Origin of the sequence: Alteromonas australica, assembly GCF_000730385.1 — a bacterium.
GTDB lineage: Bacteria > Pseudomonadota > Gammaproteobacteria > Enterobacterales > Alteromonadaceae > Alteromonas > Alteromonas australica.
In genome coordinates, this window is record NZ_CP008849.1 from 3,163,310 (window position 1) to 3,178,032 (window position 14,723).

Annotated in this window: 11 protein-coding genes; 4 read left to right on the plus strand and 7 right to left on the minus strand. The window is 45.0% G+C overall.

The genetic code is table 11. From position 1 onward, the window contains the following. Positions 1-237 precede the first annotated feature (237 nt). The 3 genes from EP13_RS13950 (at position 238) to EP13_RS13960 (ending at position 4,402) form a co-directional block, all read left to right on the plus strand. The gene (locus EP13_RS13950; RefSeq protein ID WP_044057814.1) at positions 238-1,446 is read left to right on the plus strand and encodes an AGE family epimerase/isomerase; all 1,209 of its coding nucleotides are present in this window, start codon (positions 238-240) and stop codon (positions 1,444-1,446) included. A gap of 2 nt (positions 1,447-1,448) precedes the next feature. Further along, positions 1,449-2,675 carry a sugar MFS transporter gene (locus EP13_RS13955; RefSeq protein ID WP_052364424.1) on the plus strand — a complete coding sequence of 409 codons (1,227 nt, stop codon included), beginning with the start codon at positions 1,449-1,451 and terminating at the stop codon, positions 2,673-2,675. Positions 2,676-2,737: 62 nt separating this feature from the next. Next, positions 2,738-4,402, plus strand: coding sequence for a glycoside hydrolase family 28 protein (locus tag EP13_RS13960; RefSeq protein ID WP_052364425.1), 1,665 nt, complete (start codon positions 2,738-2,740; stop codon positions 4,400-4,402). 47 nt (positions 4,403-4,449) lie between these two features. On the opposite strand, the gene EP13_RS19340 is transcribed toward EP13_RS13960, so the two are convergent. The 7 genes from EP13_RS19340 to ampD form a co-directional block, all read right to left on the minus strand. Then, a complete protein-coding gene (locus EP13_RS19340; RefSeq protein WP_231497871.1) occupies positions 4,450-4,893 on the minus strand; it encodes a hypothetical protein in 444 nt (147 codons plus the stop codon). 176 nt (positions 4,894-5,069) lie between these two features. After that, positions 5,070-6,491 (minus strand): dihydrolipoyl dehydrogenase, encoded by a 1,422-nt coding sequence (lpdA, locus tag EP13_RS13975; protein WP_044057815.1) that lies wholly within the window; start codon positions 6,489-6,491, stop codon positions 5,070-5,072. A 132-nt stretch (positions 6,492-6,623) separates the two neighbouring features. Further along, complete coding sequence (gene aceF, locus EP13_RS13980; protein ID WP_044057816.1) at positions 6,624-8,642, minus strand: pyruvate dehydrogenase complex dihydrolipoyllysine-residue acetyltransferase; 2,019 nt, start codon at positions 8,640-8,642, stop codon at positions 6,624-6,626. Positions 8,643-8,662: 20 nt separating this feature from the next. Further along, on the minus strand, positions 8,663-11,338 hold the full coding sequence (aceE, locus tag EP13_RS13985) for a pyruvate dehydrogenase (acetyl-transferring), homodimeric type (protein ID WP_044057817.1): 2,676 nt from the start codon (positions 11,336-11,338) through the stop codon (positions 8,663-8,665). Between the two features lie 211 nt (positions 11,339-11,549). Then, positions 11,550-12,296 (minus strand): pyruvate dehydrogenase complex transcriptional repressor PdhR, encoded by a 747-nt coding sequence (gene pdhR, locus EP13_RS13990; protein ID WP_044057818.1) that lies wholly within the window; start codon positions 12,294-12,296, stop codon positions 11,550-11,552. Between the two features lie 337 nt (positions 12,297-12,633). After that, positions 12,634-13,503, minus strand: coding sequence for a beta-lactamase regulator AmpE (gene ampE / locus EP13_RS13995; RefSeq protein ID WP_044057819.1), 870 nt, complete (start codon positions 13,501-13,503; stop codon positions 12,634-12,636). 36 nt (positions 13,504-13,539) lie between these two features. Beyond that, positions 13,540-14,082, minus strand: a complete 543-nt coding sequence (gene ampD, locus EP13_RS14000) for a 1,6-anhydro-N-acetylmuramyl-L-alanine amidase AmpD (protein WP_044057820.1) — start codon at positions 14,080-14,082, stop codon at positions 13,540-13,542. Positions 14,083-14,193: 111 nt separating this feature from the next. Here ampD and EP13_RS14005 point away from each other — a divergent pair, with 111 nt between their 5' ends. Next, positions 14,194-14,712 (plus strand): retropepsin-like aspartic protease family protein, encoded by a 519-nt coding sequence (locus tag EP13_RS14005; protein ID WP_044057821.1) that lies wholly within the window; start codon positions 14,194-14,196, stop codon positions 14,710-14,712. The last annotated feature ends 11 nt before the right edge of the window (positions 14,713-14,723 follow it).

Below are 14,723 nucleotides of genomic sequence, written 5' to 3' on the forward strand. Positions count from 1 at the left end.
TGTAAACCCGAAAATGTTTACCACTCAACGATAAAGCCATAATAAATAGACTTATACTGGTGAAAAAAAATGTTATATGAAAGTAAACATTGCGTTTCTGTACGAGCAAATGATACCTTTTACAAATCGGCTTGACCAATAAAATAGCATTAACAACTATTTTCAGCCATGCTTTAGCAATAACGCCAACATCATCCTGTTGTGCTGTTATTTTAGACACGGTTTATAGGTAATAATATGACCCCTCAACACATAGACAATTTTTACTCGCGCGCGTTCTTACTCAACCACAGTGAAAAAATACTGGATTTTTACACGCCTCGGGTGATTGACCCTCAAGGAGGATATTTTCAAAATTATTTTGATGATGGAGAAATATTCGACCCTACATACAAACAGCTGGTGAGTAGTACACGAATTATTGTCAATTTTGCAAGGGCGAGCCAAGTCTTTAATAAACCCAATTATGCCGACATTGCACTGCACGGATTAGATTTTTTAGAGCAAGCGCATTGGCATGAAGAAACACAGTCGTATGCGTGGACCATTCGCAATCAACAAGCCGAAGACATGACCCAACAAGCTTATGGATACGCATTTGTTTTGTTAGCTTATGCCGCTATTCAAAAAGCGGGTCTTAAAGAAGTGACGTCAAACATTGATGCTGTTTTCCAATTACTTGAACGTCGCTTTTGGCAACAAGATTATGGTTTATACGCCGATGAGCTCAGTGTCGATGACCTATTAAGTGACTATCGCGGACAAAACGCGAATATGCATATCTGTGAAGCCATGATTTCGGCTTATGAAGCAACTAATGACGAAAAGTATCTCAATCGGGCTTATCTAATTGCTCAGAACATTACGCAGCGCCAAGCTGCGCTGTCTGATGGGCTGATATGGGAACATTACACAACGCACTTCGATATAGATTGGGAATACAATAAACACGACCCCAAAAACCTTTATCGACCTTGGGGATTTCAACCAGGCCACCAAACTGAGTGGAGTAAGTTACTGCTAGCCTTACACCAACATATAGAAGAGCCGAAACTACTTGAACGTGCCAAAACCCTATTTGAGCGAGCTTTCTCTTTATCTTGGGACCACCAATATGGAGGACTAGTCTACGGGTTCGATTCTGACGGTAAATGGTGTGACGATGATAAATATTTTTGGGTGCAAGCAGAAAGCTTTGCGGCTGCCGCTATCTTATTTAGTGAAACCGATAACCACGAATTTTTAAGTGCGTACCAACAACTATGGCAATACAGTTGGACGAACATGGTCGACCATAAGTATGGTGCGTGGTTTAGGGTTCTCACCCGTGAAAATATCGCCTATTCAAAAGAAAAAAGTAGTGCTGGCGCCAAGTGCGATTATCATACATTGGGTGCCTGTTTCGACGTACTCGCCCATATGCCACCTACCACAGAAGGGCTATAAATATGCATATTTCGACTTCTGGTACTGAACGCCAACCCTCCCCCGCGGCCTTTAATGCCCGATTTGCATTAATGGTAATGACATCACTCTTTTTCATATGGGGCTTTATTACTGCACTAAATGATATTTTGCTACCTTACTTAAAAAATGCATTTTCGTTAACGTATTTTCAGGCTGGATTGGTTCAATTTTGCTTCTTTGGCGCTTATTTCATTGTGTCACCATTCGCAGGCCGCTTCCTCGAAAAAATTGGTTATAAAAAAGGCATAGTGGTGGGCCTTTTAACTATTGCTAGCGGATGTGTTCTATTTTATCCCGCTGCCGAGATATCCATGTACCCACTCTTTCTATTTGCCTTATTTGTTCTGGCATCAGGGGTAACCATGCTACAGGTTTCTGCTAACCCTTATGTTGCTGTTCTCGGCCCAGAAAGCACAGCAGCGAGTCGACTCAACTTAGCGCAAGCTATTAATTCAGTTGGACATACTGCAGGCCCCATGTTTGGTGCATTGCTTATTTTGGCTGCAACCAGTGAGGCAGGTTCGGCAAAATCAGTACAAACACCCTACCTTATTATTGCAGGGGCGTTAGTGATAGTTGCGTTATTGTTTCTAAAAATGAAGCTCCCAAACATTAGTGAACATGTTGAAAAAGATCAGGCATCCCCCCCTTTCTCGTTGTTTGCGCACAAACATCTGTATTTAGGTGTATTGGCGATTTTCCTTTACGTAGGTGCAGAGGTGTCCATCGGCAGTTATTTGGTAAACCTATTTATGCAGCTCGGTATCGACAACATGAATGAAGTCACCGCAGGTAAGATGGTCTCGTATTATTGGGGCGCCGCCATGGTAGGACGGTTCATAGGAGCAGCCATCCTCAACTTCATCAAAGCGACAACCCTCTTGGCCATTAACGCTGTACTTGCTATTAGCATGATAGTTATCGCGGTAAATATGGAAGGAAGTCTTGCTATGTGGTCTATATTAGCAGTGGGCTTTTTCAATTCAATTATGTTTCCCACCATTTTCACATTGGCAATTCGGGGCCTAGGAGAATATACCGGGCGAGGTTCTGGTTATTTATGCCAAGGTATTGTCGGCGGTGCAATTTTGCCTTTGTTGCAAGGTTTTGCAGCAGATGCCATGGGGTTACAGATGAGCTTTTTAATTCCGGCTATTAGCTACCTATATATTGCTTGGTATGCAGTAAAAGGAAGCAAAATTAATTAGCTTAGGTCAATCCACATTACTCTTTAAATCTTAGTCAAAAACGCCGAAAGAGGATTCTAACCATGGTTACCCTTACATCTCGACGACATTTTATGAAAACCACCCTATCGGGTGTGATTGCTGCTTCGTTATTCTCGGGAACTCTGCAAGCGAAAATGCTTGAACGTTACTACGAACAATTTAGCACTTCGCGACAACCGAGCAACCGGGTTTCACCGAGTATAGGCAAGCGAATAAGCGTAAAAAAATACGGCGCTACGGGCAATGGTAAATCACTCGACACTAAGGCTATTCAATCTACTATCGACGCTATCAGCGAAAGTGGCGATATAGGCACGGTTTGGCTTCCTGCTGGAGTATATTTAAGCGGCACCCTTCACCTAGCGAGCAATGTTAACTTAGAAATTGACGAAAATGCCATATTGCTTGGCAGTACGAATATACGTGACTACGAAGATGCGAACGGCAAAGTTCACGCGTTAATAGAAGCTAATGACTGTCACAATATTGCGATTTTTGGAAAGGGCACTATTAATGGCCAGGGGCGTCAACTAGGGCTCAATATAAACCGCTTGCATCATGCAAAAGAGCGTATTGAAAGCGATTTTAATGAAAGAAGAAACCGTTCTCGCCATCGCCCCAGCGTGCTAGCGGTTCATCACTGCAATACTGTCAAAGTTTACGACATCACTATTGAGAATGGCGCATTTTGGGTTCAACATTATGCAGCTTGTCAAAACCTACATATCGACAATATCGTGGTACAAAGCGATACATTTTGGAATAATGACGGCATTGATATAAACGATTGTGAAAATGTTCGTATTACTGGCTGCTTTGTAAACGCTGCCGATGATGCTATTTGCCTAAAATCTACGACCAAAGGCGATATACATAATGACAACATATATATTGGCAAATGCGTGCTACGATCCAGTTCCAACGGAATTAAGTTCGGTACCGAAAGCCAGAACGGTTTTACCAATGTAGAAATAGAAAATATTACTGTATTCGATACGTACCGAAGTGCAATTGCATTGGAAACGGTGGACGGAGCAAAACTGGAAAACGTCACAATTAATAATATTAATGCCCAGAACGTAGGTTGTGCTATTTTCATTCGCTTAGGACAACGTAACCGGGATGTACCTACAAACACACCTCTTGGCAGCATTAAAAATATCAGCATCACCAATGTAAATGCGCATATTAGCTTTGGGCGCGCAGATATTAATTATGACTTGCGTGGTCCTGGTCTAAACACGTTCTTCAACCCTATCCCAGCCTCAATAACAGGCCTTCCCGATGCATTGGTGGAAAATGTTACACTTGAGCACATTTCTATTAGCTATCCGGGAAGAGCTAACAAGGGCTTGGCATATCGGCCATACGATCAATTATTTTTGGTTCCCCAAGAACGCGATGCCTATCCGGAATACACCATGTTTGGAGAACTACCAAGCTGGGGATTGTTTGTCAGGCATGTGAAGGGCATTACGCTTAACGATGTTTCATTAGCCGCACGAGAGCACGATTTTAGACCTGCTTTGGTATTTGATGATGTAAACGGCATTAATCTTTCAGACGTAACGTTACACGCTGTTAACGATACGCACTTAGTATTGCACAATACTAAAAATGTTAACGTCGATGCCTTGGTCGCGACAAACAACAACCAGAAGCTAGCACCTATTTCGCGTTCTGCATGGCATCAATCAAAAGACTAGCGCCTAAAATTAACGCCTAACTGCTTGACCATTTGGTTGAGCAATTCCTACCGCTTAGCTCCCTTTGAGGCTAACCACTGTAACCCCTCTTTTTCATCAGCACAAAAGAAGTAATCGATTTCCGCAGCTATATAAACCCGTTCAAACTGGCTGCGAACCAGCGCTGGAATATCAGCGTTTGTCACCACTAAAGCACAAGCTGACATACCATAGATTTTGCGAAGTTTAATTGAGTCTATTAGGGTAGCTTCTGCCGCTGGGGTTAAAATACCCGTACCTTGAACAAATCCTAAAAAGCCCCATTGTTGCCCTCTAAGGCTCAACGCAATCTCTTTAACATCGTCGTGATATTGCTTCAAAATCGCTTCGTTAACGACGCCTCGACCGTCTACTCGCAGCACGCTCCCGATCAGCTCAATATCATATTCGGCATGTTTGGTTTCTGCATGAGAGGTATTCTTGCCAAGCGTATGAATATTGTTCGGGACCATAATGTCTCATTTAAAACTAACCGCAAATGACCTGCTCTAATATTAGGCGCTACTTTTACATTGCGCCAAGTTAGTGCTATTAAAAACAAAGTCCATTAGTAGTAAATAGTCAAAAGCGACGCTAAACATAAAAAACCCGCCATTTGGCGGGTTTCTGCGTTAGCGACTAAGCTAACTTACTTCTTTTTCTTTGCCTTAGGGTTAGGCAAATCGGTAATACTACCTTCAAAGATTTCAGACGCTAAGCCGATAGACTCGTTAAGTGTTGGGTGAGCGTGAATAGTTAATGCAACATCTTCTGCATCAGCACCCATCTCAATAGCTAGGCCAATTTCACCGAGCATTTCGCCCGCGTTGGTACCTACCATTGCACCACCAATAACGCGGCCAGTTTCTTTTTCGAAGATCATCTTGGTCATACCGTTAGTTGCATCAGAGGCAATCGCACGGCCTGAAGCAGCCCAAGGGAAAGTTGCAGTTTCATAGCTTACGCCCTGCTCTTTCGCTTCTTTTTCCGTTAAACCCACCCAAGCGACTTCTGGCTCAGTATAGGCAACTGAAGGAATAGCACGTGGGTCGAAGTAGTGCTTCTGCCCAGCAATAACTTCTGCTGCAACATGGCCTTCATGCACCGCTTTGTGTGCAAGCATTGGCTGACCAACAAGGTCACCGATTGCAAAGATGTGGTCAACGTTAGTACGCATTTGCTTATCAACATTGATAAAGCCACGCTCGTCAACGTTTACGCCAGCAGTATCAGCACCAACTAGCTTGCCATTTGGCTTACGACCAACAGCAACCAATACTTTATCGTAACGAACGGGTTCAGCAGGCGCTTTTTTGCCTTCAAAGGTCACATACAAGCCATCATCTTTTGCTTCAACCGCAGTTACTTTGGTTTCTAGCATGATGTTAAACTTGTCTTTGTAGTCTTTCATGAATACTTTCATGATGTCTTTGTCAGCTGCTGGGATTAGCTGGTCTAAGAACTCTACTACATCAATTTTTGAGCCTAGTGCTTCGTACACTGTGCCCATTTCTAGACCGATGATACCACCGCCTAGTACTAGCATTTTCTCTGGAATGTCTTTCATTTCCAAAGCGCCAGTTGAATCAATTACACGGTCATCTTCAGGGATGAACGGAAGGCTTACTGGCTCAGAACCCGCAGCAATAATCGCTTTTTCAAAAGTAATCGTAGTAACGTCGTCACCATCTTTTACTTCTAGGGTATTAGCGCCTGTGAACTTGCCGTAACCTTTAACGTGTTTGGTTTTACGCATTTTTGACATGCCGCCAAGACCGTTAGTTAGTTGGCTAACAACGCTGTCTTTGTATTCGCGGATTTTGTCTAAGTCGATGGTAGGCTCGCCGAAAGTCACACCGTGGCTTGCAAGGTGCTTTGCTTCTTTCATTACTTTAGCAACGTGAAGAAGGGCTTTTGAAGGAATACAGCCTACATTTAGACAAACACCACCTAGGGTGTCACGAGAGTCTACGATAACTGTTTCAATACCTAAGTCAGCTGCACGGAAAGCTGCTGAATAACCGCCAGGGCCGCCGCCCAGTACCACCAATTGCGTTTTTATTTCGCTCATTGTGAACCTCAATCCTGTTCTTGTAGGGTCATGCTATTACTTTTGTGTAATAGCATAACCTAAATGCCGCCAAATGGGCTGATAAAATCGTCGAAAATGTTACTGATATTGTAAACTTTTTCGACCTTTTACTTAAAGTATGATTCTGCGTAAGTCAGTTAGGTTTGCAGCCACCTCGGTAGAGAATCTTGCACCTACCGCACCATCGATTACTCGGTGGTCGTAAGACAGGCTTAGCGGCACCATTAAGCGCGGCTCGAACTCTTTACCATTCCACTTAGGCTTCATCTCAGACTTAGACACACCTAATATGGCGACTTCTGGTGCATTTACAATAGGCGTAAACGCCGTACCGCCGATACCACCTAGGCTAGAGATAGTAAATGTACCGCCCTGCATGTCTGCAGCTTTAAGTTTACCTTCGCGGGCTTTCTTGGACGTTTCGATAAGCTCGCGAGAAAGTTCTTCAATACCTTTCTTATTCACATCGCGAATAACAGGAACAACAAGGCCTCCCGGTGTTTCTACCGCAATACCAATGTTGATGAACTTCTTAATGATTAAACTCTCGCCATCATCAGACAGTGAAGAGTTAAACACTTCGTACTTCTCTAGCGCTTTAGCGACTGCCTTCATAACGAAAACAAGTGGTGTGATCTTAAGACCAGACTTAATTTTCGCGTGGTAAGCATTTTGCTCTTTACGGAAGTCTTCAACGTCTGTGATATCGGCTTCGTCGAACTGGGTAACGTGGGGAATAGTCGCCCAGTTACGGTGTAAGAACGGACCAGAGATTTTCTGAATGCGCGAAAGTTTCTGCTCTTCAATTTCACCAAACTTGCTGTGATCAACAGGTTTAACCGGCACAATTTGAAGTACGTTGTCACCCGCAGGGGCATTACCTGACGCGGCAGCAGTTTTAGGCTTAGCCAGTTCCGCTTTCACATAGGCTTGAACGTCTTCTTTCAAAATACGGTTTTTAGGGCCTGAGCCTTTAACCTGAGTTAGGTCTACGCCGAACTCACGGGCAACACGTCGTACCGAAGGTGACGCGTGAGCTTTACCTGTACTTTTCGCTTCTGGCGCTGGAGGCACAGGAGAGCGACTCGCAGACGCCTCTTGCTTAGGCGCTTCTTTCTTAGGCGCTTCTTTCTTAGGCGCTTCAGCTGGCTTTTCCGCAGGTTTTTCAGACGCTGGTGCCGGTGCCTCACCGCCACTGGTTTCAAGCTTAACAACCAAAGTGCCTTGCTTAACCTTATCGCCTGCTTTAATAAAGACTTCTTTGATAGTACCCGCGTGAGTAGAAGGCACATCCATAGTGGCTTTATCGGTCTCTAGCGTAATAAGGCCGTCTTCTTTTTCAACGGTATCGCCTGGCGAAACCAACACATCGATAACATCAACTTCGCCGTCTTCACCAATATCAGGTACGGCAACTTCGATGGTTTCACTGCTTGAAGATGCACTTGCTTGAGGCGCACTTTCTTCTTTTGCAGGGGCTTCTTGTTGAGCTGGCGCTGCTTCGCTTTCGCTTGAACCGCCTTCACCCGCTATTTCTAGCTTAATGACCACCGTGCCTTCTTTGACTTTATCGCCATTACTGATAAGCACTTCTTTCACTGTACCCGCGTGAGTTGAAGGTACGTCCATGGTAGCTTTATCAGTTTCAAGGGTAATAAGACCATCTTCTTTTTCGATGGTATCGCCAACAGAAACCAACACGTCGATAACGTCAACTTCGTCATCTGAACCAATATCAGGTACAGCGACTTCAATCACTTCGCTGGAGCCAGAAGCAGCAGGCGCTGCGTCTGACTTGCTTTCTTCTTTAGGGGCTTCTTGAGCAGGAGCTTCTTGCTTCGGCGCTTCTTGCGCATCATCAGAAGCAGTGTCTTCTGATGCACTTTCACCGCCAGCGGCCTTCATCTCACCAATCACATCGCCTTCTTTAATCTTATCGCCGACAGCGACAGACAAGCTTACGATTTCACCTTCAAACGGTGCCGGGATGTCCATCGACGCTTTGTCACTTTCTACAGTAACAACGCCTTCGTCTGCCTCAATGGTGTCGCCTACGGCAACACATAGCTCGATAACTTCAACTTCGTCACCGCCTACATCGGGTACGATAATCTTTTGAATATCTGACATATGTAAAATACCTTCTTTGGCTACGCGTAAAGTGGGTTAAGTTTTTCAGCGTTAATATCAAAACGCTTAATCGCTTCTGCTACCACTTTCTTCTCAACGTCACCACGTTGAGCCAATTCGTAAAGTGATGCAACCACAATGTATGACGCATTAACTTCAAAGTGCGTACGCAAGTTTTCGCGGCTATCGCTTCGACCGAAACCATCTGTACCTAGGCAGCGGTATTCAGTATCGATAAACGCACGTACTTGATCTGAGTAGTTCTTCACATAGTCAGTGGCAGAAATTGCAGGGCCTGCATCTTTCGTAATAACCTGACCAATGTAAGGGACTTTTTGCTCAGCTTCTGGGTTAAGCATGTTGTAACGTGCTACGTCTTGACCTTCACGGGCTAGCTCGTTGAACGAGGTTACCGAGTACACGTCAGACGATACGTTGTAGTCTTCACACAGAATTTGTGCCGCTTTACGCACTTCGTTCAAGATAGTACCTGAACCCATTAGCTGAACGTTAAGCGTAGACTTGTCGTTTTCAACACGCTCTAGCTTATAGATACCTTTAATGATTTGCTCAGCAATATCGTCACCTTCTGGCATTGCCGGGTGCTGATAGTTCTCGTTCATCAGCGTTAGGTAGTAGAACACGTTCTCGTTGTTACCGTACATACGACGCAGACCGTCTTGAACGATAACCGCGACTTCGTAACCGTACGTTGGATCGTAAGTAATACAGTTAGGAATAAGGTTCGCCTGAACATGTGAGTGGCCGTCTTGGTGCTGTAGACCTTCACCGTTAAGTGTGGTTCTACCTGCAGTTGCACCTAGTAGGAAACCGCGTGCTTGGCTATCGCCTGCTGCCCATGCAAGGTCACCAACACGTTGGAAACCAAACATTGAGTAGTAAATATAGAACGGAATAGTGGTGGCGTTACAGGTTGAGTAAGACGTACCCGACGCCACCCATGATGCCATTGCACCTAATTCGTTAATACCTTCTTGCAGTACCTGACCTTTCTTGTCTTCACGGTAGTAAGCCACTTGGTCTGCATCTTGAGGCACGTATTTTTGGCCTTCGTTAGCATAAATACCTACCTGACGGAACAAGCCTTCCATACCGAAGGTACGGGCTTCATCAGGAATAATTGGCACAATGCGCTTACCAATTTTCTTGTCTTTCAATAGCGCGTTAAGTACACGTACGAAGGTCATGGTTGACGATACTTGACGGTCGCCTGAACCTTTCAAGATAGCATCGAAGGCGCTTAGCTCTGGAATTTCAAGCTGTTCTTCAGCCTGCTCGCGGCGAGAAGGCAGGTAACCACCGAGTGCTTCACGACGTGCACGAAGATATTTCATTTCTTCGCTGTCTTCGTCAAATTTGAAGTAAGGTAGTTCTTCAATCTTCTCATCGGCGATTGGAATGTTGAAACGGTCGCGGAACTGCTTGATAGAGTCAACGTCCATTTTCTTCACGTTGTGCGCCACGTTTTGCGCTTCACCCGATGCACCAAGGCCAAAACCTTTAACGGTTTTAGCAAGAATTACCGTTGGGCGACCTTTCGTATCAATGGCTTTTTGGTATGCCGCAAATACTTTAACTGGGTCGTGACCACCACGGTTTAGGCGCCAGATGTCATCGTCAGACATGTTGGCTACAAGTGCCGCGGTTTCAGGGTACTTGTTGAAGAAGTTTTCACGGGTGTACTTGCCGCCTTTGGCTTTACAGTTTTGGTATTCACCGTCTACGGTTTCACCCATAAGCTGGATTAGCTTGCCAGATTTATCGCGGGCAAGCAGTTCATCCCAGTAACTCCCCCAAATGACTTTCACGACTTCCCAGCCTGCGCCGCGGAACGTGCCTTCAAGTTCTTGGATAATTTTGCCGTTACCACGTACCGGGCCGTCAAGGCGCTGTAAGTTACAGTTGATAACAAACGTTAGGTTGTCTAGGCCTTCGCGAGACGCAAGACCAATTGCACCCAAGCTTTCTGGCTCATCACACTCACCGTCGCCCATGTAGCAGTATACGCGCTGACCTGAACAGTCTTTAATGCCACGGTTGGTTAGGTACTTAAGGAAGCGGGCTGTGTAGATAGCTTGAAGTGGCCCTAAGCCCATAGATACTGTTGGGAACTGCCAGTAATCTTTCATCAAGTGAGGGTGTGGGTATGAAGATAAACCTTCCCCTGCGCACTCTTGACGGAAGTTATTTAACTGCTCTTCAGTTAAGTTGCCTTCCATGTATGAACGGGCGTAAATACCTGGAGAAATATGGCCTTGAGCGAAAATAAAGTCGCCGCCTTGGTTTTCATTAGGCGCTTTGAAGAAATGGTTGAAACCTACATCGTAAAGCATAGCCGATGATGCGAAGCTACCAATGTGGCCACCAAGCTCTAGGTCTTTTTTCGATGCACGCAATACAATCATTAATGCGTTCCAACGAATTGCCGCACGGATGCGCGCTTCGATGGTCAAGTCGCCAGGCATGTTTGGCTCTTGCGCTGCAGGGATAGTATTGATGTAGGCAGTGGTTGCGTCATACGGTAGATGCGCTCCGCTGCGACGTGCTTTATCAATAAGTTTTTCGAGTAAATAATGGGCGCGTTCTACGCCTTCCTCTTCTAAAACCGACTCAAGCGCATCAATCCACTCTTTAGTTTCTTGAGGATCTACATCTTGGTGCATCATATCAGACATGGTGCCATCCTATTTTTTGCTTATATAGAAAATCCTCCCTTAGCATTGCCCCTAAACTTAAAAGCGCTAAAAGAAGGAAAACTAAATTACGTTGTACTCACAGTGACCCAATCTGGCTCACCTGCTTTTGCATTGGCACAGGTTTTCACCTGACCGGCCGCTGCGAATGAATAGCTATCCAAACCTTTATCATTTAACGGTGGCTGAATAACTAAATTTCTAATCGACGTAACGCACGCTGTACGCGAGTATCACGCTGATTAATGGTTAATAGCGTTTTTTCAATAAACGCCAAATGCGTATTACATGCCTGACGCGCAGATTCAGGGTCACGTGCTGCAATTGCTTCTACAATTTCGCGACGCTGCTTAGCAATGTCTTCCACCGCTTCAGGGTGCGCTGCCAGCATGTCAAAATTTCGTTCAATGTTGTCTACCAGCATACTTTGCATGGTACTCATTACGTGTAATAGCACCATATTGTGTGATGCTCGTGCCATAATGATATAAAACTGCCCTAAGGCTTCAGCCTGAGCCCGCTTACTTTCACTGGCTTTAGGCGTTGGCAGTTCATTAAGCGCTTGCTTTAGCGCTTCGTAATCTTCTGGCTGGCCACGTAGCGCCGCGTAGTATGCCGCCATACCTTCAAGGGCATGACGAAACTCAAGTAAATCGAATTGGGTTTCAGGGCGTTGGCTCACAAGGTCCATCAATGGGTCTTTCATCGCCGCGTTCAGGTTGCGGTTTACGAAGGTACCGCCACCTTGTTTACGCTCGACAAGCCCACGGGCCTGTAAATTGCCAATGGCTTCTCTTAATGAAGGACGAGACACGTCAAATTCTAGCGCTAACTCTCTTTCTGGTGGCAACTTTTGCCCTGCCAATAATGTACCGTCAAGTATCATAGACTCGAGTTGCTCGGTAATCACATCAGAGAGTTTTTTTCGCTGCTGACGCATGCGTTGTATCTATCCTTCTTATTGTACGCGCTGAATATTACTCTGATGAATGTAAAAAATAATCGGGGTTAATTTAAACATTCATCAAATTGGTAATACCATTTTACCTATACAGTTTAAGGCAGATCGATTTCGAGGTAAATACTCTCAAGCATAGCAAACCTAATGCAGTTTGCTTGGTGTTAAGCTTTATTGTTGAATTTGTTAAGAAAAGTTATCGAACTACAACTGGTCTGATGAGGTTAGCAACTGCGGAAAGTGTGCTAAAGCAACTGATCTACAAATGGTTTCTTTGCAGACCAGTGCTGACGTTTTCAGTAAATGTAAAAAATAGTGGTTATGCGAGGCTACCCACGAGTGTCAAAGAAGCGGTCACCACCAGCAAGAAAACAACATTACGTTTTGCTAATTTTACTAACACCTTGGGTTCAATTGCTGCATTTTCGCTCTGCTGTGCATATTCTTCCGGCGAAAGTGTTTCTGCTTTTGCGGAAATCTGAGTTAAAACATCGTAAGCGGGTACGTCGAATTTAATGGCGAACTTAATCCACTCGGGTAGTGCTCGCGAAAAGTGCCCCATCATTAACATACCAAAAGCGGTAATTCTTACTGGGATAAAATCTAACGCAAACATAAGCCGTCCAGCGCCATCTTTTAATGGATGATCAGCGTTACACAAGGCTTCGGTAGCACTTCGGCTTAAACAGTAAAATAACGCGCCAGGTGCGCCGAAACCAATGAACCACAGCATAACCGCCGCATAGTGCTGATAATTCAACCATGTAAGATGTTGGCCAAAACTTTTCCCCTCACCTTTTGCTGTGCCATCGCTCTGCGCTGTGCTAGCGCAGTGACCAAGCTGATCGGTATACATGCTACAGGCTTGCAAGTCGTTGCGCTCTGCGGCATTTAAAAAGCGCTTATAAATAGCGCGTAACGTAGGGCAGCCAATACAAACAAAAAGCACGATACTTTGTTCTATAAAGGTAAAGAAGGCTCCTAATACCCAATATTCAATTAACCCCAATACCACTGGCGGTAGAAGCAAAGCGGCATACAAAGAAATAGGCGCGGTATTGTCAGACAGCCACTGGGTTTTCTCTAGCCAAGCTCGATACTGAGCAGCATACCTTTCGATATGCCAATTCGCGTCTTTACTCACCACACGCTCTAGGCTCAATACTAATAGCAAAGTCATTAAAATCATGAGATTACGCGCTTCCTTTTTAAATAAATGAAAGTGTTAGGGCTCAACAGTAAAAAGGCTTTGTCGAAACCTTGGCCAATCGAATTCGTATCCTGGGTCGGTTTTTCGCCCTGGTGCAATATCATTATGACCCACAATACGCCCGATAGTGATCCGAGGATAGCGCAGAATGATAAATTTAGAGAGGTTCTCTAGCGCTAAGTACTGAGCGTCTGTGTAAGGCAAGGTATCAGTTCCCTCAAGTTCGATACCAATAGAATAATCGTTACAGCGCTGTCGCCCCTGAAATGATGAAATGCCCGCATGCCAAGCCCGCGCATCAAAAGGCACGAATTGCTCAATCACGCCTGTTCGGTAGATAACGCAGTGCGCCGACACACGGATGTGAGCAATCTCTTTAAAAAAGGGGTGAGCATGGGGGTTTAACTGACCGGTGAATAAATCTCGAATACCAGAAGTGGCGAACTCGCCAGGAGGAAGAGAAATATTATGAATGACCAATAAGCTCACATCATCGGCGTTGGGTCGCGCATCGTAGTGTGTGCTTTTAATTTGCGTGGCGTTGTCGTATAGCACCATTATGTTTGATTTTTCGTGCAATCGTCTACATTCTCTAAAGTGTGACATTGCCTTGCTTGCGAAATCAAGGAAAGCCAAGAACAAAACCAAAATAACAGAGTAGTTAATAACATGAACAACGAACACCAGGATACCCGTTCAGCGGGTAAGTGGATGGTAGCCCTTGCATGGATTTGCGGCCTTGGCCTTCTGGTCTTTGTTTTTTCGGATTTACTGGAAAAACAAGTTAACCCAAATACCGAACCAGCCTCTCAACGGATTGGCACTCAGACAGAAGTTCGCTTAAAGCAAAATAGGCAAGGACACTATGTTACTAGCGGCTACATCAATGGCGAAGAAGTTGTATTTTTAGTAGATACTGGGGCTACGGACGTCGCCGTGCCTGCGCACCTTGCGTCGAAATTACAATTGCAGGCGGGCCGAGAAGGACTGGCAAGCACGGCCAATGGCGTGGTACGGGTGGCCGAATCTCGAATTAACACCTTGCGTATTGGCGACATTGTTGTGCATAACGTTAAGGCCAATTTAAACCCAGGTATGCAAGACGACCATATTCTTTTAGGCATGAGTGTTTTAAAGCAATTAGAGTTTACTCAGCGCGGAGAATGGTTAATATTGCGTACCCTTTGAAAAATGACTGC